Source organism: Aeriscardovia aeriphila, from assembly GCF_002259595.1.
Taxonomy (GTDB): Bacteria; Actinomycetota; Actinomycetes; order Actinomycetales; family Bifidobacteriaceae; genus Aeriscardovia; species Aeriscardovia aeriphila.
Genome location: NZ_MWWU01000002.1, coordinates 437,867 through 458,525 on the forward strand (window position 1 = coordinate 437,867; position 20,659 = coordinate 458,525).

At 53.8% G+C, this 20,659-nt stretch carries 20 protein-coding genes; 10 read left to right on the forward strand and 10 right to left on the reverse strand.

Annotated elements, in window-relative coordinates; genetic code table 11:
* The first annotated feature begins 1 nt into the window (after position 1).
* Entirely contained in the window at positions 2-250 is a 249-nt protein-coding gene (locus AEAE_RS02955; RefSeq protein WP_094689645.1) for a hypothetical protein, read from the forward strand.
* Positions 251-842: 592 nt separating this feature from the next.
* Here AEAE_RS02955 and AEAE_RS02965 read toward each other — a convergent pair.
* On the reverse strand, positions 843-1,049 hold the full coding sequence (locus AEAE_RS02965) for a hypothetical protein (RefSeq protein ID WP_148139948.1): 207 nt from the start codon (positions 1,047-1,049) through the stop codon (positions 843-845).
* 487 nt (positions 1,050-1,536) lie between these two features.
* Between AEAE_RS02965 and AEAE_RS02970 the strand changes: the two genes are divergently transcribed.
* The 4 genes from AEAE_RS02970 (at position 1,537) to AEAE_RS02985 (ending at position 5,115) form a co-directional block, all read left to right on the forward strand.
* Entirely contained in the window at positions 1,537-2,988 is a 1,452-nt protein-coding gene (locus AEAE_RS02970; protein ID WP_094689647.1) for a UTP--glucose-1-phosphate uridylyltransferase, read from the forward strand.
* 256 nt (positions 2,989-3,244) lie between these two features.
* Positions 3,245-3,337: a zinc-ribbon domain-containing protein gene (locus AEAE_RS07050; protein ID WP_094689648.1), complete on the forward strand. Its 93-nt coding sequence runs from the start codon at positions 3,245-3,247 to the stop codon at positions 3,335-3,337.
* Positions 3,292-4,818: a hypothetical protein gene (locus tag AEAE_RS02980; protein WP_169711585.1), complete on the forward strand. Its 1,527-nt coding sequence runs from the start codon at positions 3,292-3,294 to the stop codon at positions 4,816-4,818. Before AEAE_RS07050 ends, AEAE_RS02980 begins: the two co-directional genes overlap by 46 nt.
* A gap of 81 nt (positions 4,819-4,899) precedes the next feature.
* The gene (locus AEAE_RS02985; RefSeq protein WP_148139949.1) at positions 4,900-5,115 is read left to right on the forward strand and encodes a hypothetical protein; all 216 of its coding nucleotides are present in this window, start codon (positions 4,900-4,902) and stop codon (positions 5,113-5,115) included.
* 141 nt (positions 5,116-5,256) lie between these two features.
* Here the strand turns inward: AEAE_RS02985 and AEAE_RS02990 are convergent, their stop codons facing one another.
* Positions 5,257-7,170 carry a cation:proton antiporter gene (locus tag AEAE_RS02990; RefSeq protein WP_094689651.1) on the reverse strand — a complete coding sequence of 638 codons (1,914 nt, stop codon included), beginning with the start codon at positions 7,168-7,170 and terminating at the stop codon, positions 5,257-5,259.
* Between the two features lie 255 nt (positions 7,171-7,425).
* Here AEAE_RS02990 and AEAE_RS02995 point away from each other — a divergent pair, with 255 nt between their 5' ends.
* From AEAE_RS02995 to AEAE_RS03010, 4 genes are all read left to right on the forward strand, one after another.
* Positions 7,426-9,561 (forward strand): helix-turn-helix transcriptional regulator, encoded by a 2,136-nt coding sequence (locus tag AEAE_RS02995; protein WP_094689652.1) that lies wholly within the window; start codon positions 7,426-7,428, stop codon positions 9,559-9,561.
* Positions 9,561-9,962, forward strand: a complete 402-nt coding sequence (locus AEAE_RS03000) for a hypothetical protein (protein WP_148139950.1) — start codon at positions 9,561-9,563, stop codon at positions 9,960-9,962. The genes AEAE_RS02995 and AEAE_RS03000 overlap by 1 nt, the downstream gene beginning before the upstream one ends.
* A gap of 25 nt (positions 9,963-9,987) precedes the next feature.
* Complete coding sequence (locus AEAE_RS03005; protein ID WP_094689654.1) at positions 9,988-12,855, forward strand: DEAD/DEAH box helicase; 2,868 nt, start codon at positions 9,988-9,990, stop codon at positions 12,853-12,855.
* 93 nt (positions 12,856-12,948) lie between these two features.
* Positions 12,949-13,299, forward strand: coding sequence for an RNA polymerase-binding protein RbpA (locus AEAE_RS03010; protein WP_094689655.1), 351 nt, complete (start codon positions 12,949-12,951; stop codon positions 13,297-13,299).
* Positions 13,300-13,356: 57 nt separating this feature from the next.
* Here AEAE_RS03010 and AEAE_RS03015 read toward each other — a convergent pair whose 3' ends face one another.
* Positions 13,357-14,124 (reverse strand): DNA-3-methyladenine glycosylase, encoded by a 768-nt coding sequence (locus AEAE_RS03015; protein ID WP_094689656.1) that lies wholly within the window; start codon positions 14,122-14,124, stop codon positions 13,357-13,359.
* A 91-nt stretch (positions 14,125-14,215) separates the two neighbouring features.
* Between AEAE_RS03015 and AEAE_RS03020 the strand changes: the two genes are divergently transcribed.
* Complete coding sequence (locus tag AEAE_RS03020; protein ID WP_094689657.1) at positions 14,216-14,932, forward strand: HAD hydrolase-like protein; 717 nt, start codon at positions 14,216-14,218, stop codon at positions 14,930-14,932.
* Between the two features lie 271 nt (positions 14,933-15,203).
* On the opposite strand, the gene AEAE_RS03025 is transcribed toward AEAE_RS03020, so the two are convergent.
* The 7 genes from AEAE_RS03025 to rpe form a co-directional block, all read right to left on the reverse strand.
* The gene (locus AEAE_RS03025; RefSeq protein ID WP_094689658.1) at positions 15,204-16,109 is read right to left on the reverse strand and encodes a MerR family transcriptional regulator; all 906 of its coding nucleotides are present in this window, start codon (positions 16,107-16,109) and stop codon (positions 15,204-15,206) included.
* Between the two features lie 104 nt (positions 16,110-16,213).
* Complete coding sequence (locus AEAE_RS03030; RefSeq protein ID WP_094689659.1) at positions 16,214-16,648, reverse strand: FHA domain-containing protein; 435 nt, start codon at positions 16,646-16,648, stop codon at positions 16,214-16,216.
* Between the two features lie 8 nt (positions 16,649-16,656).
* Positions 16,657-17,631 (reverse strand): DUF881 domain-containing protein, encoded by a 975-nt coding sequence (locus AEAE_RS03035; protein ID WP_094689660.1) that lies wholly within the window; start codon positions 17,629-17,631, stop codon positions 16,657-16,659.
* A 12-nt stretch (positions 17,632-17,643) separates the two neighbouring features.
* Entirely contained in the window at positions 17,644-17,976 is a 333-nt protein-coding gene (locus tag AEAE_RS03040; RefSeq protein WP_094689661.1) for a small basic family protein, read from the reverse strand.
* Between the two features lie 70 nt (positions 17,977-18,046).
* A complete protein-coding gene (locus tag AEAE_RS03045; RefSeq protein ID WP_094689662.1) occupies positions 18,047-19,087 on the reverse strand; it encodes a DUF881 domain-containing protein in 1,041 nt (346 codons plus the stop codon).
* Complete coding sequence (locus AEAE_RS03050; protein ID WP_094689663.1) at positions 19,087-19,776, reverse strand: CDP-alcohol phosphatidyltransferase family protein; 690 nt, start codon at positions 19,774-19,776, stop codon at positions 19,087-19,089. Before AEAE_RS03050 ends, AEAE_RS03045 begins: the two co-directional genes overlap by 1 nt.
* A 195-nt stretch (positions 19,777-19,971) precedes the next feature.
* Positions 19,972-20,637 carry a ribulose-phosphate 3-epimerase gene (gene rpe, locus AEAE_RS03055; RefSeq protein WP_094689664.1) on the reverse strand — a complete coding sequence of 222 codons (666 nt, stop codon included), beginning with the start codon at positions 20,635-20,637 and terminating at the stop codon, positions 19,972-19,974.
* Between the last annotated feature and the right edge of the window lie 22 nt (positions 20,638-20,659).

Genomic DNA, 20,659 nt, shown 5'->3' on the forward strand with positions numbered 1-20,659 from the left:
CATGGAAGAACTCGAAACAACAGAAACCGGCTACGTGCCAGCCGTCCCAGACTGGCTGCGCACTGCTATCTATTACATTGGCCTCATCGTCGCAGCTGTCAGTTTCGTCATCCTTGCCATGGCGGGGGAGCTCGACTGGCCACGATGGGTCGAAACATTAAGCGGTGCTATTGGTACTGCTTTCGGCGGCATCGCCTCCGGCTTGGGAGTAGCTTACAGCCCTAGCCGCTTCACGCTGACGAAAAAGTAAACGACCAGCATGGTAGATAACAGCAGCTCCCTAAGCCTACTCACAGTGCTCAAACCAGGGGGCTCTTCTCATACTGGGGCGGAATCTAAGCCTGCGAAGACCATCGACCAGATGATTGCGCTGATGTCGGATCGCGGTTTGGCGATCACGGATGAGGTGAAACTACGGCAGGTGCTCTTTGACTGCAATTACTATCGTCTCTCGGGCTTATAGTGTTGTTCTACCGTTTTAAATAAAATCACCCCCGTTCTAGCACTGCTAGGGCGGGGGCTTTTTTGCATATTCACTTGTCTCCAGGCATGCGGCGGCGGCGCGTGGGAGCCCATGCCTCAATCATCTAGATGGGATTACCAAAAATAAAATCCCAAAAAAATGTGTCCAAAACGTGTCCACAAAAATATGAAAACAGCGAGAAACCGCTGTAAATACAAAGGTTTTAGCACATTGTTCTTTCGGGTTCAAATCCCGTTGGTCCGACATTTAACCGGCTATTGCAAACAGTTGCGATAGCCGGTTTTCTATTGCAAATACTAGCGTTTCAGTCCCTCGACTTGTTCGCGACACACCATTTCAGTGAATTTCAGTGACGCGATTACTCAGCTGAGGTAACCTCTGGATGCTCTTGGTTCAGATGCATCAGAACCAGCGCATTTGCTGCTCCTGTTAAGCCCAGTGCAAGAGCAAGGAAGCCTCTCTTTGTATCCTTCTTTGCCACAATGGCGACCATAGCAGCTGCGAGTTGCAGAACAACGCCGGTCCACAAGGTATAGAGCGTTATCTTCTTGATGATCATAGTCATTTTCCTTGTTCCTTTCATGATGTTGTTGCAGTGGCAATCTTGAGGGATAAAGCAAGATTGCCAGCAACATGACCCTTCCACAGGCAAATTGTACCCCTTCTGCTGTGTCGTGGGATGCTCGTGAGTGTTGAGCTGTGCCGTTGTGCTGGGAACAGGCAAGCAGCCTACAGTTGTGACAAAACTGACAAAAACGAACAAAAGTGTTCAGAAAGGCGACAAAATGAGACAAAAGAATGAGGAAAGTGCTCAGAGCGCGGGGAAATCGTAACGAAAATCAACAAAAGTGGGGAAGAGGTACCACTAAGCTATTCTAATTCGTAGAATAGATAACCTGACGAATACCGATGGGAAAGCATTGGTAAACGTGAGCTTAGCTGGTCGCTCAGTGAGACCAGTGTGAGCCTGACTAGCCGGTAAGCAAGTCACCAGGGCAGGCGAGCAAGCTCAAGGCTTGAGCTCCCAAACTGCTCAGAGAAAGGAAGGTCCCATGAGCGTTCAGGGCCTGAATGATGCCATCGCCAGGATGCGCGCAGACGGGATGAGCGACGTTGCTATTACCGCGTTTACGCATAACTACCACCAGTGGGAATCTGACCGTTCCGGCTTCATCGCCGAGGAAAACGTCAAACCACTCAAGCAGCTTCCCTCCATCGCCGAAGTGATGACGACGATCAGCGCAGAGGACGCTCACGAAGCCCTCGCGCACACCGCGTTCCTCAAGCTCAACGGCGGCTTGGGTACGTCTATGGGCTTGTCGAAAGCCAAGTCGCTGCTGCCCGTGCGCTTGCACAAGGGCAGGCCGATGCGCTTCCTCGACATCATTCTGGGCCAAGTGGTGGCAACCCGCTCCGCGCAAGGCGTGGACCTGCCATTGGTGTTCATGAACTCGTATCGCACGTCGAAGGACACTCTTCAGGTAATCCGCCGCAACCGCCATTTCAAGCAAACCGACATTCCGGTGGAAATCTTGCAGCATCGCGAGCCCAAGATTCTTGCGGAAACCGGGGAGCCTGTCAGCTGGCCAGAAAACCCTGATTTGGAGTGGTGCCCACCAGGCCACGGCGATGTGTACGCTACGCTGTCGGATTCTGGCATTCTCGACACGCTGGAGAAGGCAGGTATTCGTTACTTGTTCATCTCCAACTCTGATAATCTGGGTGCTCGCCCAAGCTCGAGTGTCGCCGGCTACTTTGCCCAGACTGGCGCGCCGTTTATGGTTGAGGTGGCGCGCAAAACCCAGGCTGATGTGAAGGGCGGCCAGTTCGTTTTCGACAAGACTACCGGCACGATTCGCTTACGCGAAATGAGCCAGGTGCCTAAGGCTGACCTTGCGAAAGCTACCGACATCAAGCGTCACCCGTTCTTCAACACCAATAACATTTGGGTGCGTATTGACGCTTTGAAGGCGAAGCTTGCCGAATATAACGGCATTTTGCCGCTGCCCGTCATCCGCAACACCAAGACTGTCGACCCGACGAACCCCGACTCGCCGCAGGTGGTGCAGTTGGAGACGGCGATGGGTGCGGCAATCGGCTTGTTCGAGGGTTCGGTGTGCTTGGAGGTGAACCGCCCGCGCTTCCTGCCGGTGAAGACGACGAACGACTTGTTCATCATGCGTTCCGACCGCTTCCACCTGACCGATACCTTCGAGATGGAAGATGGCAACTACGACTTCCCGAAGATTCACCTTGACCCGCGCTATTACAAACTGATCCAAGATTTCGACGAGCGCTTCCCTTATGGTGTGCCGTCGATTGCTGCGGCGAACTCGGTGACGATCGAAGGCGACTGGACTTTTGGTGCATCGGTTAAGTTCTTTGGTGACGCTCACCTTGCTGACCCGCAGAATGACCCTGACCCGGTGACTCGTCGTGACCGCGCTTATGTGCGTGACGCTTCGCATGTTGGCCCGCGTGGCATCGAGAAGGGTGACTGGTGAGGTTGAGCCTCGCTGGTACGCTGTGTCTCGTTGGTAGGTTGCGCTTGTTTGGGCGGATGCTTGCTGGTTGGCTAACACTTGCTCTTACGCGGCCTGCGCGGCTCTGAGCTTTCTGCTCGGTCATTCACGCTGGTAATCTTGAGCTGCCTGTTTTATCGACTTGCTTGAGATTACCAGTTCTTTTTCTCTCCCACTTCTGCCTATACTGTGGTTGTAGTTACGCCAGTTACCGTTTGCAGTGGTTCAGGAGTGGGGTATGAAATGTCCTAACTGTGGGGCTGATGTTGTTCAGTCCGATCGTTTTTGTACGAATTGCGGTTTTTCACTCGTGGGGGGGGCGAGCCGGTAACTTCCTCGCCTGAACCCGTTGTTCAGGAAGCTGTTCAACAAGCTGCTCAAGAGGTTGAATACCCATCCGTCCAACAAGCCGCTGAAAGAGTTGTTTCCCCACACCGCCGCCGCGGGCTCATCGTCGCGCTCTCGATTCTTGTCGTCATCGTTGTTGTAGTAAGTTTGATTATTTCCTTGATGGCTTTTCATGTGGTGGCGAACCCCCTGCAAAAGCCGCGTTTGGTGTCGCCGAAGATTTCCGCTCCTCGCTACCAGGATGGCTCCGATTCGAAGATCCCACTTCACATCACCGGCCGCGCCGTGTCTGGTCGCGTGATTTCCCAGCATATGTACGTGTCGCCGAAAGCTGCTTCTGTGCGCTTGGAACCTGGCCAGTACACTGTGACGGTTGAAGCGAGCCCCTTGTTGAGTTCTGGTGATGTGTATCGCATTCCTCAACCTCTTAAGATTAACACTGCGAGTGGTTCGAATTTTGTTGGTGAGTCGAAACCAATGAAGCAGGATCTGAAGTTTGAGGTGAAGCCAGCGAGCGAAGTGACGGCTTCTGATTTGCAAGCTATGGCGAAGTTCGCGAAGAAGTCTGCTACTCCAGTGAAGAAGCTTGATTTCCTCAATGAGAAGATTCGTCGTCAAAAGGTTGCTACCGCCTTTAACCAAGTGCTCGACATGTTGGATACAGGCAGTTCGGATAAGTACTATGCCTCTATGTATTCGTTGTTGGACATAGATCAAGATGGTACTCCTGAAATGTTGACGTGGTTTGGTGTCACAGGTGATAAAGAATTTGCTTCTGACGGGCCTGTGGGTTGTGGCGATCAGCATGATAATTTCTCCGGCAACCGGGTGTGGAAGTACAATAGGATTGATAATAGAGCAGAGTGCTTGGCAGGAGAACAGATTCCTAAACCTTTCAACGCTGATTATCCAATGTTGATGTATGGCTTTTCTCCCAGTAAGAAAATCATCAGAATCAGCGACGAACCGAATGAAACATGGATCAGTATTCAAGATGATCATCTGGACGCTGTTAATAAGTCATATGACCAAATCGAAGAAGAGGGATCCGGACACTATACATATGGCTGGCTGAATAGTGATGATAGAGAAGATTGGCCTTCAAAAAATGTGTCTTCTAAAGTTACAGAGAGAGGTTTGTTGGCAACTTTCGCGATGTCTGTTCCCCAAGAGCTGAGTGTTCAAGGCATCTCAGATTATGATCGATATGCACTTGATATTTCTAACTTCGTCATGAACGGTGGGCAAATTCTTGTGGGGACAATCAAGGTGATGACTGCTCAACAAGTTCAAGAGTATCAACACCAATATGTGATTGACCATCGCCTAGATGCGAACCTTGATCCTATGTCAACAGACCCACAGTCATCGCCATGTAAAACAAACTCTGATCATTGCGGTAATCTGGCGTCTCAGTTTGATGATGGAACTCTTATTCCTGTATTTATCACTGAGGGTCTGTAAAAGGATAGCCTCAATAGTTGGGTTGAACACAGAGTATACCGAATTCCGATGTATATTTACCGCATTGGCGGATATCAGAATATGAGCAATAGAGGGGTTCTCGATACCGATAAAGAGTTTATTGATAATCTGCAAACCATCGCCAACAAACGCGTAATTATCAGTGCAGGCTCTGTTTCTCGGGACTTGCAGCAAATGCCAATTTTGCCGTGGCGTCAGCAAGATGTCTTTATCAACAACATCCTTGCTACATTGCCTGAGGCAACTGGACATGCGCAGGATAAGACAACACAGTGAGCGCGAGAAACAGGCTTAGCGCTTGAAGCGCAGTAAATGGAAGCACACTAAGTGAGTTGAGCAACTCGCGGGTGTAAGAAATAACGCAGAGGAAATGGCCCAGGAGCGAAAGCTTCTGGGCCATATGCATAGTGATAATCTTTAGTCATCTTTGTCGTCAAGATGCGACGTGACGTCATGAATGTCGTGACGCAAGAAATGCTTGAGAAGCTGCTGATGAGCGTGATGCTCCTTCTCCTGTTCCTCGCTCTTCTCACCATCAGGCATATGAGCAAGCTCAGCAAGCTGAGTCATACGCACCAAACGCATCTTCTCCAGCAAGGCCGCGCGACGACGCAACTCAACCTCCGCCTCCTTGGCCTGAGTGGGAGACAAGCCTGCGCGCAAACCAACCGAAGCGATCAAGGCGTCAATCGCATCAACAGGACGGGACGGCTGAAGCGTCTGTGAAGACGTGGAAGAGCCTTGTTCAGCAGCTGAGGAAGCTGGGGAAGTGGAGTTAGCGGAAGCGGTCGAAGAAGCAGGGGCGGCGCTGGTGAGATGGTCAGGATGGCGAGAATCCAACGACGGCATACCAGCAGAAGGAGCCTGAGAAGCAACAGCAATTTGCTCGTTCTTCCTCACCAAACGCAGAAGCTCAGCACGACGCAACAACTCAGCACGAGAAGTCTCATACTCACGAACAGCATGCAAGAGAAGATCTTCCCTCACCTTGCGCTCCTCCTCAGGAAGGTGAGCCCACGAAGTGACGAAATCATCCAAAATTTGCTGAGCCTTCTGAGGATGACGAATCATACGAGACAACACATAACGGTCGTGAATAATCTCCGGACCATAATGCGGATGATGAGAAATATCCTCCGCAGCCTGAATAGGATGAAACTCCGCCACACGCTGAGCCAAACCAGCAACCAACGGCATCACCAACACACTCACCGCACCTGCAGCAACCAGCACCGAAGCAGTTTCCTCCTTCATCGTGCCAGTACGAGTGGCAATCTCAGTAACCGCAACAATAACCGGAAGCGCCGTCGCACAATACATCGCCACCGTAATGCGATGATGAATCGAAAGATGGTTCTCCTCCTTCGCCACCGAAAGAGCAACCACAATAGGCACCGAACGTATCACAACCAACAACACAATGAACGCGATCAACAGCGCCGGGTCGGCGCCCACCGCCTGAATGTTAATCTTGGCGCCAGAGAGCACAAAGAAAATAGGAATAAAGAAACCGTAACCAATACCATCCAAGCGAGTTTCCAGCGCCTTATCGCCCTCAGGAATGAGATAACGCAAAATAAAGCCCGCCGCAAAAGCACCCAAAACAATATCCAGATCAAAAAGCGAGGAAACCGTCACCAAAACGACCAACAACAAGATCGTCATACGAACAATAACCTGCTCCGCAGCATTCGACTTTTTCGCCAAAAACGCATTCAGCCTCGTACCCCAACTCTGCAACTTCTGAGGAATAGCAGCAGCCGCCACACACAACAGAGCAAAAGCAGCCAAAATGAAGAACGTCTCCACACCCGTATGCGTTGACAACAACACCGCCATCGCCAACACCGGGCACAACTCACCCCATGTACCATACGCAATAACCGCATCACCCACAGGAGTACCAATCAACTGCTTCTCCTGCAAAATCGGCATCAGAGTACCTAAAGCAGTAGTCGTCAACACAATCGCCGACGCCACACCATGCAAATCATGCTCGTCAAAATAAGGAATAAACGTCACCGCAAGCATGGCAATAGCAAACGAAACCACCCACGTAGCCAAACCACGACGACCCTGAGGACCCTTCAACTGCTCCGGGTTAATCTCATAACCAGCCAACAAAAACAGAAAAGCCAAACCCAAATTGCTCAACAAGCTCATCGGAAGCGACAACTTCACCACACCAGCTACATAAGGGCCCAAAAGCGCGCCAGCGCCGAGCAGCAGAACTGTTTGGCTAATCGGCTTGCCAGGAATAGCTTGAGCGATGAGCGGGCAGAGCACAGCAACCGCCATCACTACAGTCAGGGTTACGAGTACAGAAGTCATGAAACTATTGTGCCGTCAGAACTTGACCAGGGGAGAAGGGTAGCGAAAATGTGAGGCGGCGAGGGGAGCGGCGGGGAGTACGAGCGGCGGGGAGCGGATGGAGGCCGGGCGCGCTCTCGCTGAGCGAAAATGTGAGGCAAATTTGCGTTTTGACACCTTGTTCAATTTCACCGCTGAAATATCCAGAAATTTGGGGTAGAATGTCGTCAGTTATTGATAAAGGAACACACCTTTTCGTACGAGACGTGAGGACACATGACTGAGGGTTCCAATGGTCGCCGCCGGTTTTCGGATAAATGGGGCAAGCATGAGCTGGACGTGCTCGTCGTTTTGTCGTCGGCATTTCCACAATGGCTGACCTCTCGCCAGATTGCTCAACGAGTCAAGGCCTACGCCGACTCCTACGGTGAACTCGCCGACCAAGCAGCAAAGGCAGCATTCGCCAAGCAGTTCCAGCGTGACCGCGCTAAACTCGCCGACTTAGGCATCGAAATCGAATCGCGCCAACCCGAATACTCTTCGAAGTCTGACGGCCAGGACTTCGCCTCCTACCGTCTGAGGTTGGGCGATCAAGGTTTGGTGCGCCTGCACTTCGACGAAGAGGATATGCCCATTCTCGCCGCAGCGACCTTCCTGGCCAAGTCGCTCAAGTCGGATGCTGACGACGTTGCCGATAAGAAGCGCTCGCGTTTCGCCTCTCCAGCTAACTCGCCGACTTTGGGCCTGTCGGCACTGGCACCGAGCATCGGCACACAGTCCATCCCGACCTCGCTTGCTGAAGCCGTGCAAACACATCGTTTCACCGCAACCGTGCGCGCTGAGGATGACGACGAAACCGTCGATGTCGCTTATGAAGATTCTGACGACCTCGCCTTCTACATGATCATGCACCCAGGTGTTCGAATTCTGAACCCTAGGGCTGCTCGTGACTCTTTTGCTCGCCGTTTGCAGGCAGCAAGCCAGTTTGAAACCTGCGATAATTCCTCACGTACCACGCCGGTTGCTGTGCAAGAGCGTATTTTGAAGCCGGAGGTCGAAGTTCCGCCGAGCTTGCATCCTACCCACCGTCGTGGTTCTGGCTCGGGCCAGTCGAGCTCGGAAGTGGATCGTCGTTTGCGCCTGATGCTCTTCCTTTCGGCTCATCCGGGTGCTGAGTATTCGGTGGAAGAGTTGGCTGATCGTTTCATTGGCCCAACCCATACGAAGGATCAGCATGAAAAGGCGATGAAGACGATCCGCAAGGACGTCAACACGCTCACCACTGTTTCCGATGATGGTGAGATTGCTGGCTCTCAGTTCTTCGATATTGATTGGGATTTACTCGAAGAAGAGGATGTTGTTCGCGCGGACAACTCTCTGGGCTTGGACCGCTTGGCCGGCTTGACCCCGCAGTATTTGAGCTTGCTGGTGGGTTCGGTCCGCTATTTGGCGAAGTCGACGATGCTGCCAGACGATCAGCGTCAGGCTGCAGACTCGCTGTATGAGAGGCTTTTGGCAGCTCTTCCTCATATTGAGGGTGAGCTCGATGGCGACCCGAAGACCTTGGCGCTCACCGGTTACGAGCTCGAGCCGGATTCGATGGGTAAGATTCGTGAGGCCATCAGCCGCAAGTGCCCGATTCACTGTTACTACACCAACGGTGCGGGTGAGCGCAAGGAACGCTGGTTCCTGCCTGTTGACACGTTCATCGACGAGGGTGCTTTCTACGTAGTGGTGTGGAATGTGCTCGGCCGCCACGGTGATCTGCTCAAGCAAAAGCTGGAAACCTTCAAGCGTGCCGACTCGCGTTCGAAGGCCCCTCAGTGGAAAACGTTGCGTGCCTCCCGCATTGCTGAAGTTTCCGTTGTCGACCAACCAGTAGAAGAAGAGATCATTCCTGTTCCTCCGATTTCTGAGCTTCGCCAGTGGAACTTCAAGAACGGTTCGGACGTGAGTTTCATCACTGATTCTCACAATCTCGCCTTCATTGACGACCTTCATTCGGCAACCATTGAGCCGTGGGATGAGGGTGATAAAGTGCACTTGCGCATCACTTCCGACTCGTGGTTTGTCGCCTTCTGCATCGCCCACGCCCGCCATATTGTTGCAGTATCCCAGGGTGAGCGTCACGAGGTGAAGAGCAGCGAGGACAAGGATGGAAACGTCGTCGAAACGGTGGAAACTCGCCCGTCTGATGTTGCTGCTGCCATTCGTGAACGTGCTCAGCGTGAGATTGAAGGCCTGCACCGTCAGGAAGAAGAGGAAGATCGCTTGGAGCAGGAAAAGCTCAAGCGTGAGCAGGAAGCACAAAGTTACGTGGCGCATACGACGTCGGCAGCTCCGTTCGGTGGTACTGCAGCCCGTTCGCGCATGGAATCGGACCATAAGCCATTTACGAGAGCAGGTATGTGATGAGCGTAGGAGCATGGGTAGGAGTGTGGGTTGGACTCGTCGTTTTCCTCCTACTCATGCTCGTGGCGGGCATCGCATTCGCCATTTGGCGTGGTTACAAAGGCTACACGGGCCTCAAGCCTCTATTTTCAACGATTTCTGAGAAGGTGAAGGGCTTTTCTGAGCCTTATGTCGGTGGCGAAGAAAAGCCTGTGAGCCTGGCTCGTCGCGTTTCTGATGTTGCTCAAGATTATCAGGCTGCACACACTGACCTGCTCAACCATAAAGCTCGGGTGCGCGCAGTTCACGCTACGCGATTTAGCCGCTGGGCGGCTTTTAACACCGCGCGAGAGCAGGAGCGCGGTGTTGCTCAGCCCGGTAATGATGCGCGCAGCAGGCGCGTGCGTGATGAAGCACAGTGATAATCTCTAGGTGGAAAGTGGGAGTATGGCGAGGAGAAGCCATCATCGCAAGCATACGACGGCTGTAGCGGGGGTGGGCAGCCAGCTTGCCCGCGGAATTGTGCCGGACGCGGATCAGGAGAATTTGACGCCAGCCCAACGTTATGCGGCGGCGAAACGAGAGCGGGAGCAAAGGAAGAGCTTGGCCTACCAGTTCGCCCAGCGTTTTGACTTCCCTCTTGATGATTTTCAAAACGAAGCTTTGCAGGCCTTGGAGGCGGGGGATAACGTTCTTGTCGCTGCGCCGACCGGTGCGGGTAAGACGGTGATTGCTGATTTTGCCGTCTATTTGGCCCAGCAGCGTAACTTGAAGGCTTTCTATACCACGCCGATTAAGGCGCTGAGTAACCAGAAATATCACGATCTGGTGGCGCAGTATGGCCGGGAAAATGTGGGCTTGCTCACCGGCGATATTTCTATCAATTCGGAAGCCAACATTGTGGTGATGACCACTGAAGTGTTGCGCAATATGCTCTACGAAAATTCTGTGACGCTGACTGCTTTGCGGTATGTCGTTTTCGATGAGATTCATTTTTTGGGTGATCAGTTCCGCGGCCAGGTGTGGGAAGAGTCGATTATTCACCTTCCGCAGAGCGTGAAAATTGTGGGTTTATCGGCAACGGTGTCGAATATTGAGGATTTTGGCGCGTGGATTGAGTCGGTGCGTGGGCATACGCGCTTGATTATTTCCGAGACGCGCCCGGTGCCGCTGGAGCAGTCAGTGATGGTGCAGACCGGCCGCGGTGGTGCGCCGGAACTGTTTGACTTGTATGACGAGGCTAGCCGCGAGGATCGCGGTGATGGTGAGCCTCAGGGTGGTGACTCTCGGGACTGTAGCCGCCGAGGGGACGGCCAAGCCTCCTCTCACGCCACCAGCTCGCGCACGAAGCCCACGAAGCCGGCTGCCTTGCGCGTCAACCCTCAGCTTCTCGCCCGCTTGCGCCGCCTGGATGATATGAGCGCACGCCGTGATTTCGACCAGCACCGCCGCCACTCGCACGCTTCCTCGCGCTCAGGGCGCACTCGCGGCTACCATCAAGCACATCGCCCGTGGCCACAACGCTGGGAAGTGGTCGACGAGCTTGACCATCGCGACCTTTTGCCGGGCATTTTCTTCATCTTCTCGCGTATGGGTTGTGAGAAGGCAGTCGACGAGTGCATGCAAACTGGTTTGAGCCTGACTTCTGACCACGAGTACCGCCTCATCGGTGAAATTGCTGATGAAATGGCCTACAACGCGATGAGCGAGCAAGACCTTCGCATGCTGCACTACAGGAGCTTCAAGCATGCCTTACAAAACGGTTTCGCCTGCCATCATGCGGGAATGATCGCGCTCTTCCGCGAAATCGTGGAAAAAGTTTTCGAACAAGGCTTGGTTAAGGTGGTCTTCGCCACGGAAACCCTCGCCTTGGGTATCAACATGCCGGCGCGTTCGGTCGTGATTGAACGCCTCGACAAGTTCAACGGTGTGGCGCGCGTGCCGCTCACTCCTGGCCAGTACACGCAGCTGACTGGTCGCGCAGGCCGTCGTGGCATTGATGATGAGGGTCATGCCATCGTCGTCGACCATGAAGGTTTTGAGCCGGCGGGTTTGGCCGCGATGTCGTCGCGGCGCGTCTACCCGCTGCACTCCCAGTTCCAGGCCACATTTAATATGGCTGTTAATCTTTTGGCGCACTCTGACTTGGCCACCGCGCATCGCACGCTGGACATGAGCTTTGCCCAATGGGAGGCTAACGAGTCGGCCGAGCAAATGCAGAAGGAGCTGGCGAGCTTTGAGGAGGCGCTGGCTGGCTACGAGAAGGCCTTTGCTTGCGACCAGGGCGATTTTAAGGAATTCCTTGAACTGCGCCTTCGCTTGAGCGACCTGGAGAAGGGCGAGCGCCGTCGCATCAAGCACACGCAGTTTAAGACTCCGCAGGATAAAAAGAAGGCTCTGGAGCGCCTTGACCGCAAGATTCGCCAGGTTCGTCAGCGTGAGCGTAACCATCCGTGCGCCAGTTGCCCGGACCTTGACAAGCATGTGCAATGGGGTATGCGTTGGGTGAAGGCGAATAAGCGCTACCAGTTGCTTAAGGATCGTTTCGAGTCGCGCACTGGCGTGGTGTCGCGCAGGTTTGACCTGATCTGTCGCGTGCTCGAGTCGTTGGGATACTTGCGCAGGCCGGAGGCTCACGCAATGGCTGGAGCTTCGGCCGCAACCGAGGCTCAAGCTGTACCGGAGGCTCAAGCAGCTTCCGCGGCTCCAGATTATCAGCGCAACAACATCGGCCTCGACGCCTCACACTCGCGCACCGCAGGAACCTACGAGCTGACCTGGCGAGGAGAACTCTTGCGCCGCCTGTTTAGCGAGCACGACCTCTTCCTCGCTCAATGCATGATCGAGGACACTTTCCGCCGCCTCGACGCTCAAGGCTTGGCAGCAGTGCTCTCTGGCGTGATCTATGAGGCGCGCCGCTCGGATGAAGCGCGCATCCGCCACTATCCCGGCGGTCGTAACGGTAAAATCGCGCGCGCCATCGAGCATATGGACGACGTGTGGGACGACCTCGAATACACGGTTGAACAGGCGGGCCTACTGCAGCTGCCAGAAGTGAACTGGGGTTTGGTGGAGCCGATCTTCCGCTGGTCGGGGGATGCAACGCTCACCGAAGCGCTCTCAGGCACGATGATCCAGCCGGGTGATTTCGTCCGCTCCTGCAAGCGCCTGCTGGATGTGCTCGGCCAAGTGCGCGAAGCGGCCGAACAGTTGGGCGACGTCCAGCTCGCCGATACGGCCCAGCAGTCCACCGAGATCATCAATCGCGGTGTCGTCGCCTATTCTGGCCTCGACGCTCAAGACGAGCTGGAGTGATAATCTGGAGAAATTCTGCTTCAAGCTGCGCGCGGGTAGGGAATATTTTTGCGCGAAACTTGTTGGTAGAAGTGGTTTTGTGAAAGGGGTTACATGGCAGAACGCAGCCTTCGTGGTACCAGCATCGGTGCAAAGTCACTGGAAACGGATGAGAACGTCGAGTTCGCTCAGCGCACCGACGTTGCTTATGTGTGCCCAGATGGTCACCGCACGATTGTTCCATTCGCGAAAGATGTTGAAGTTCCTGACCAGTGGGAGTGCCGTTGTGGTAAGCCTGCTGTGCGTGAGGATGCTGAGAACCCTGACGATCCGTCTGCTCAGGGAAAGCCGCAGCGTACGCATTGGGACATGCTTTTGGAGCGCCGCACTATTCCTGAGTTGGAGGAGCTTCTGGAGAAGCGTTTGCAAATGCATCGTGAGGGTTGGTTCCCTGACTACGAGTGAGTTTCTCGCTCTTTTTCGTATTACTCGAGATTATCAGTGCTGATAATCTCGAGTTTTTTATCGCACCTGCAGTGAGTCAGTTGTGTGGTGAAAAGCTGAAACATAAGGATTATCAGCAAGAACGAATCGACGAAGAGCAGAAGCGTTCTTGGAAATTCCTATACGAGGTGTTGCAACAATCTCTTCTTGAGGGAACTTTCTTGATGATAAGGGTTCTGCTAAGAAAAGTGGGGAAGAGGGGTTGGAAAGATCACGACCATAAAGCTCAGTGGTAATCTGGAGCGCTTGGCAGAGCTTAGCAGGTCCATTACTCACCTCTGTTCCTGTACGGTTTCGAAACTTCTCCATCGTCTGAACGCCATCGATAGGCTCTACCGCGCGAATGAGGGCTCCAGCACCAACACCTAAAGGCCCCAGCGAGATGTTCATGCAGGAATGGATGCCATGAGAAATATAAATGTAGGCGTGCAGGGGAGAGGTGAACATTGCCCGATTGCGGAAAGTAAAACCGGTATAGCAGTGGCTTGCTGGATCGAATTGGTCGTATGTTTCAATCTCGACGATTCGAGCGGTGAGAATCTCTCCGGTCGTCAAGTGGCGACACAACACCATGCCAAGCAAGCTGTGAGCGGTCGAGTCGAGAGCAGTTTGAAAATCTGGAACAGAGAATGTTATGTCAGATTTGTAGTGTCGAGGAAGTGCTGTGCCAGCCAAAATCCCTTGATTATCAATGCTGGGAGGTAGATCAACTGCTGTAGTAAGAGAAGTGCTGAAAGCCGTCAGTGTGTGAGTGAAAGAAGGCGTGGCCTGTGAACTGTGATTCATATCTCCAGTGTAAGTGAGGTCACAACGAAAAATAAATTTGCGGTCCCGTGGAGCAGCTAGCCTCAATAACGGTAAGAGAAAGTGAGGAAGCATGGCCCGCAAGATCGTCCTCATCGATTTAGATGGAACTTTGACTCGTTCAGATGAAGGCATCATTTCATCTGTCAAATACGCATATCGCGACAATAACATTCCCGTTCCTGACGACAAAACGTTGAACAGCTTCATTGGCCCAGCAATCATGGACTCCATGCGCCGCACTGGCGTATCCGAAGAGAAGCTGCCGGACATGGTCAAGTCGTATCGTTACGCATACCGCAATCCGATTTTCGATGACCCGAAGCACCCGGGTGAAAAGCTCCCGGGAATGTACCTCAACGAGGTGTACGACGGCATTTTTGAGGCTCTCGATGAGATGCACGCGAAGGGTTACTACCTTGCAGTGTGCACCGCAAAGCCGGAACCTCAAGCGCTGCCAATCTGTGAGCATTTTGGCTTGATGGAGCATATGGATGCGCTTTATGGTGCGTCTAACGATGCCAGCAGGATTAATAAAGACCAAGTCGTGGCCTATGCCTGCGAAAAGCTGAACTATCAGCCAGGAGAAGACCTCGCATTGATGGTCGGCGATCGATGGACTGATGTAGACGGCGCTCGTGATGGTGCTCATCTGGATTGCGTGGGCGCTCGTTGGGGTTATGCTGACCCAGGCGAATTGGAAGAACACGGTTGCTATGCATTCGCACGGACTCCGCATGATCTGCCAGCCGTTGTCGATGAGTACTTTGCAGACAGACAAGTTCAATAAGTAAGTATGAACTGAGATTAACAGTGCGGTTTGCTCATTGAACCCGCTGTGCAATTGCATTGTTGATTACACAGATAAAACCCGTTGTTGAATTGCTACCAGAAACTGACTCGATACTGCAGAAGCTGGTAGCAATTTCTTTCTATCCATAATGCCGATAATGTACGTTATGTCAGATTGGTGAGAAAAATACCACCCTTTTCCTCCAAAAATGTGGAATTGTTTTTCTGCGTTCTACTTCATGACATCAGTTCAGATTCATGGCAAACATTCACGAGAACAGCGCGTCAAACAAACTGAGTTCTGCAACTTCCTCATGCTTGCTCACACGACGAGTACGACGCTGCGAATATGTTGAGCGAGTCTTACTCTTTACGGATTCTTCGTTGCTTTGGCTGGCTGTGCTCGGTGCCTTTGATGAACTCGATGCGCTCGCGTCAGCACTTGAACCTGTGACAGAATCGCTTGTATTTGTCTGCAAATTTGTCCGCAAAGCAGAGTTTGAACCAGCAGCATGAGCCGCGCTAGCATGAGAAGCGCGAGCCGTTACGGCGCGAGAAGCGCTGGAGGAGTGCTTCTCCCCTAGCTCCAAATCTGCCAACAGCACAGGCCCGTGGTCTACCGACTCCAGCGAGCGGCCTGTCACCGACGACACGGCCTCTTCATCCAAACGAATGGGCGAGAATGCACGCAGGCGAGCACTCAAATCTTCGTCCAAACGTGCCACCGATAGGCCAAAAACCGCCGTTCCTTCGCGCATCATATCGATGATGGACATGTCATCGGTGCACTCCATCACCTTATGCCCATCTGACATAATGAACGTGTGCGAGAACTCCTCCAGCGGCTGGCGACGCAGTTTCGCAATAATCAGCGCAATATTCGTGAGGTTGATACCCGCATCGATGAGGCGCTTAGCCACGCCGAGCAACAAAATATCGGTGTAACTGTACAGCCTGCGCGTCCCCGAGCCGTGTGAAGCGTGCAGGCTGGGCTCAACAATATGCTTGTTGGCCCAATAGTCGAGCTGGCGGTACGTGATGCCCGCAACCTGCTGGGCAATCGCTCCCGAATACGCGAGGCGAGGCTTCTTGGGCCCGCTGAACAGCTGGCCTTGAATGGCGTTCTCCAGATTATCAGTACGGTTATTCACAGCCGAATGCTCATTCGCAGCCATGATTTCTCCTCCCTGATAATCTTAAGAAATTCGTACAAATGTACGACAAGGGTAAAACAGCAAAAAGGACGGGCAAAGCCCGCCTTCACCGTCGAAACTTCGCCTCAGGCTTGAGGAGAAGTGAAATACATCATGCGGAAACGGCCGATCATCAACGAATCGCCGTTGTGCAGCAGCTGACGATCCTCGATGCGCTGCATGTTGACGTAAGTGCCGTTGAGAGAGCCATCATCCTCAATCTCGTAGCCGCCGTTGACGCGGTGGAAGTGAGCGTGCTGGCGGGAAACGGTGGAATCATCCAGAAGAATATCAGCGCGAGGGTCGCGACCAACCGTCACCTGGTCCGTATCCAAAAGGTAACGCGAACCGGTGGATGCACCACGAGTGGAGACGAGCAGAGCAGAACCCGGCTCGAGCTTGCTGATAGTAGTGACATCGTCTTGAGTGAGAGGTCGATCGGTTGCGGCAGTCAGAGGAACCTGAACTGCTGGAAGACCGATGCTCGTGGTCTCACCTGCTGCTTGTACTGGATCAATCATCATGCTTCTTATTCTACTGTTCGTGCGTACTGGAATGTACGAGGTTTGCGAATGTGAGTGATTTTAAGCGTTTCTTTCTCGTCCACGCTCACCGTGGCTTTGTACTGCACGCGCAAGGTGGAGCCGATACCGCCCGAAATTTCGATGGCATTGCGCAAAGCGTTGGAATCGCCGATTGCGAGTACCGTGTAAGGCGCCTGCAACAGCGTTCCATCGCTCAACACGCCCGAAGCGGAGTCGGAGAAATAGGTGGAGGTGACTACGCGCACAGTGTTAATCTGAATGGCCTCTGCCCCGGCGTTTCGTAGCTCCTCAATCAGCGAGAAAAGCGCCGAAGCGGGAATGGTTTTCCCCTCGGCTTCACTGATGCGGATGCGCACGCCTGGGCCTTGTGCAGGCAGAGTTCCGGCGATCACTCCAGCTGTCTTCTGGTTGTTCTCCTCCATCTGTTTGAGCTCGGCTTGCTTGTCGACAGCGTTTCGGATGGATTCAAGCTGGGAACTGAGCTGGTTCTTCTGGCTGGTCAGCTGGTCGATTTTCTGGTTGGTCTCGTCAAGCAGGCGCACGAGTTCCGACTCGGAGAGCGAGCTGTACGAGGATTGCACGTTGCGCTGCTGGCCCATATAGCCTACGCCGAGCAGGATGCACAGGATGAGCACGATAATTTGCGTGAAAATGCTCAAGGCGGTGGTTTTCTTGTGCCCGTTTGGCTCGAGATTATCAGTACGCTGAACCTGCCTGCGAGCCTTTACTCTTGCGCGGTTTCGACCAGGCGTTTCCGCCTGTGCGCCGCTTGCGCTGCTGGCCGAGCCCTCGGCAAGATGTGCGCTGCTGGCCGCGACAATACGGTGACCAGGACGCTCCTCAGGCCCGTTCTCTGGCACGAAACGGGGAAGCTCACCCGTGATTGCTGCAGGCTTTTTCACGCCAGCTGTGGCCTTGTTATTTGCCTTTACAGCGTGCTTGCGAGAGTGACGACTCATTCCACCACTCTCCTAGCCTCTAAAGATGAATCGACGAATCGCCGTCGCATTCGAGAAGATGCGAATGCCCAACACGACGAGCACAGCCGTGGTCAGCTGCGAACCCACGCCCATCTGGTTTCCCAACAGCACGAGCAGAGCTGCAATGACGACGTTGGAGATGATGGAAACGATGAAGGCGCGATCGGAGAAGTTGCGTTCGAAATAGTTACGAGCGGCACCGACGAGGGCGTCGAAGGCGGCGACCACCATAATCGGCAGGTAGGGTTGCAACTCAACAGGAATGCTCGGCTGGGCAAAAACGCCAATCAGAATGCCAATGATCAAACCAATGACTGCAACCATGTCTTCCCTCACTTCCTCTTGCTTCGAGCTTAGTACCTCTCCCGCCCGTTCATGTTACGAAACGAGATTATCAGTGCGCAGATGCGCCCGGCGCTGAATATTTTTCGATACCTTCCTGCTCTGCTTTCTCCTCGCTACTCGAAGAGCTCAGAGGTGAGCTGGAGGCTGCCATATGCATGTTCTGGCGAGTGAGAATATCCACTTTCACTCCCTGGCTTTCCAGCTGAGAGCGCTGAGGGAAGAACTGTGGAGTGATTGCTTGAGAAAGCGCACTCGCATCACCAATAGCACGAATGGTGTACGGCGCAGTGACAATCTCGGTGCCCACGAGAATGGAGGTCCCTGCCACACGAATGGAGCTTTGAGCGCCGATGCGCACGTCGTTGACGTCAATGGCTTCAGCGTGGTGAGCCCACAACATGTTGACAATCTGTTGCAAATCGGTGTCGTGAACGGCGGACTGGAGGGTCGCGATGCGGGCTTGATGGTCACCGCCGGTGTCACCTGCGTCGATGGTAATCTCAACGCCTGAGCCTTCAACCGGGTTCAGGGCGAGCATATCCAGCGACTTTTGGTACGGAGAGGCGTTACTTGTTGCCGCGTCTAACTTCTTTTGCAACTGATCGCGTTGGGACAGCAGCCCATCTACCGACTTCTTGAGCTTTTTAACCTGGTCATCTTGCCGGCTTGCCTGGCTGGCGAGTTCTTGGCGAACGTGGAGGCGAGTGTCGCGCTGCAGCTGGCGGATGGCGGCGACGGCAGAGAAGCCAACAGCCACGCAGATAAGCAGGACGAGGGATTTGAACATCACCTTGCCTACAGCTGTTGTAGGGCCTTCCACGAGGTTGGAGTCAGTGTAGAGCTGGTCGGTGGAGTGATCAGTGAAATCTTCCAGCAGGCGCAAAGTGGCGTCCAAGGGGTTGGAACGGTTGCGCCGGTGGGCTTGTAATTCGCTGGCAGCTTCCGCGCTGATCGCGCGAACGGTATGCGGGTAGATTGCCGAGCGGGAGAAGATCGAACGGCGGGTTTGCGGCTTGTTTTCTGCGGCGAAGACGAGCGGTATTTCGCCGGTTGCCGGCTCGCTGTCAGGCTTGGAGGATTCGTCGAGCATTATGCCCTCTCTCCCACCTCACGCGACAGGGGAATACCAGCCTTCTTCGCTACCTTATCGGCTTTGAGCAGACGAATGCCTTGCATGAGGTAAATAACGCCAGCAACCCAGTACAGGCCGATTCCCCACCAGTAGAGTGCTAATCCGAAGCAGTGCACGGCATAGTAGAGGTTCAGCGAGCGCAAGGTTGCCGAAATGATGAGCACTGGGATGGCGCACATCAACATGAAAGTGCCTGTTTTACCGACGAAGTGAACAGGCAGCGGGCCGTAATGGTGGTCGGAAAGCACGAGGACGAGGACGAGCATGGTGGCATCGCGCGCAACGATGAGCAGCATCATCCACCATGGGATCACGTTAGCCAAGCACAGGGCGATTCCGGTGAGAATGATGAGCATGCGGTCGGCGATCGGGTCGAGCAGCTGACCTAAGAGGGTCACCTGGTTGAAGCGACGGGCAATGTAGCCGTCGAGACCGTCGGAGGCTGCGGAAAGGGAGAGCACGATGAGCGACCAGATGAGGTAATCAGGGTGGTCGGGCTGGCTAAACCAAATCAGCCACGCGATCAGCACGATTGAGGCGATGCGCAGGAAGGAGATGACGTTGGGGATGGTCCAAATGCGGTTGGTGGGAACGGGAGAAAAGCGCGTTTTCTCGTCCTTGGTACGCTTTTTCTGCTCGTTCATCATATCCCTTCAGTCCTTTGTTGCTGTGAAGCCACGAATGGTTTCAGTACTCTGTTTCTCGACTTGTTTCTCGACTTTATGCACGTGTATACACAAAGTCGAGAACAGTCGAGTAGCGTGCTGACAATCTGCATTGGATTGTTGTCAGCACAGGTGTTTGCGCCTTGAGTGTTTGCGCTGTAGTGTTTGCGCTGTAGTTCAGTCGCGATAAGCCTTCTCAGCGGCTTCGCGAATGCTAGTGATGGCCTCCGTGATGTCAGGAGCGCCATACACAGCAGAACCTGCCACGAGAACATCAGCGCCAGCAGCGGCAACGAGTGGAGCCGTCTTCGGGGAAACACCGCCATCCACTTCGACGCGGGTGTTCAAACCTTGACGGGTGATCTCATCGCGCAAGCGGCGAACCTTACCCAGCTGGTTGTCGAGGAACTTCTGACCACCAAAACCTGGCTCAACAGTCATGATCAGGATCATGTCGAACTCAGAGAGGATGTCGAAGATCGGCTCAACAGGCTCGGCTGGGCGAACGGCGAAGCAAGCCTTCGTACCCATGTCATGCAGCTGGCGTGCCAAGCGCACCGGAGCGTGAGTTGCTCCCATGTGGAAGGTGACAGAGTCAGCGCCGTTCTGGGCGAATTGAGGTGCCCAACGGTCAGGGTCGTCGATCATCAGGTGCACATCGGTAGGAAGCTTGGACACTTCGCAAATGCGCTTGACGACTGGCTCACCAATGGTGAGGTTCGGGACGAAATGATGGTCCATCACGTCGATATGCACAAGGTCGGCGGCATGGATGGCGTCCAGGTCGCGCTCCAGGTTGCAAAAATCAGCGGACAAAATACTTGGTGCAATGCTAATGCTCATACAGTCCATTCTATAAAAGCTC

Coding starts and splice junctions, on each gene's coding strand:
- AEAE_RS02970 (WP_094689647.1), top strand. CDS start 1,537: ATGAGCGTTCAGGGCCTGAATGATGCCATCGCCAGGATGCGCGCAGAC.
- AEAE_RS02990 (WP_094689651.1), bottom strand. CDS start 7,170: ATGACTTCTGTACTCGTAACCCTGACTGTAGTGATGGCGGTTGCTGTG.
- AEAE_RS03030 (WP_094689659.1), bottom strand. CDS start 16,648: ATGATTGATCCAGTACAAGCAGCAGGTGAGACCACGAGCATCGGTCTT.
- AEAE_RS02985 (WP_148139949.1), top strand. CDS start 4,900: ATGAGCAATAGAGGGGTTCTCGATACCGATAAAGAGTTTATTGATAAT.
- AEAE_RS02955 (WP_094689645.1), top strand. CDS start 2: ATGGAAGAACTCGAAACAACAGAAACCGGCTACGTGCCAGCCGTCCCA.
- AEAE_RS03025 (WP_094689658.1), bottom strand. CDS start 16,109: ATGGCTGCGAATGAGCATTCGGCTGTGAATAACCGTACTGATAATCTG.
- AEAE_RS03050 (WP_094689663.1), bottom strand. CDS start 19,776: ATGATGAACGAGCAGAAAAAGCGTACCAAGGACGAGAAAACGCGCTTT.
- AEAE_RS03045 (WP_094689662.1), bottom strand. CDS start 19,087: ATGCTCGACGAATCCTCCAAGCCTGACAGCGAGCCGGCAACCGGCGAA.
- AEAE_RS03000 (WP_148139950.1), top strand. CDS start 9,561: ATGAGCGTAGGAGCATGGGTAGGAGTGTGGGTTGGACTCGTCGTTTTC.
- AEAE_RS03015 (WP_094689656.1), bottom strand. CDS start 14,124: ATGAATCACAGTTCACAGGCCACGCCTTCTTTCACTCACACACTGACG.
- AEAE_RS02995 (WP_094689652.1), top strand. CDS start 7,426: ATGACTGAGGGTTCCAATGGTCGCCGCCGGTTTTCGGATAAATGGGGC.
- AEAE_RS03040 (WP_094689661.1), bottom strand. CDS start 17,976: ATGGTTGCAGTCATTGGTTTGATCATTGGCATTCTGATTGGCGTTTTT.
- AEAE_RS03005 (WP_094689654.1), top strand. CDS start 9,988: ATGGCGAGGAGAAGCCATCATCGCAAGCATACGACGGCTGTAGCGGGG.
- AEAE_RS07050 (WP_094689648.1), top strand. CDS start 3,245: ATGAAATGTCCTAACTGTGGGGCTGATGTTGTTCAGTCCGATCGTTTT.
- AEAE_RS03035 (WP_094689660.1), bottom strand. CDS start 17,631: ATGAGTCGTCACTCTCGCAAGCACGCTGTAAAGGCAAATAACAAGGCC.
- AEAE_RS03010 (WP_094689655.1), top strand. CDS start 12,949: ATGGCAGAACGCAGCCTTCGTGGTACCAGCATCGGTGCAAAGTCACTG.
- AEAE_RS03020 (WP_094689657.1), top strand. CDS start 14,216: ATGGCCCGCAAGATCGTCCTCATCGATTTAGATGGAACTTTGACTCGT.
- rpe (WP_094689664.1), bottom strand. CDS start 20,637: ATGAGCATTAGCATTGCACCAAGTATTTTGTCCGCTGATTTTTGCAAC.
- AEAE_RS02965 (WP_148139948.1), bottom strand. CDS start 1,049: ATGACTATGATCATCAAGAAGATAACGCTCTATACCTTGTGGACCGGC.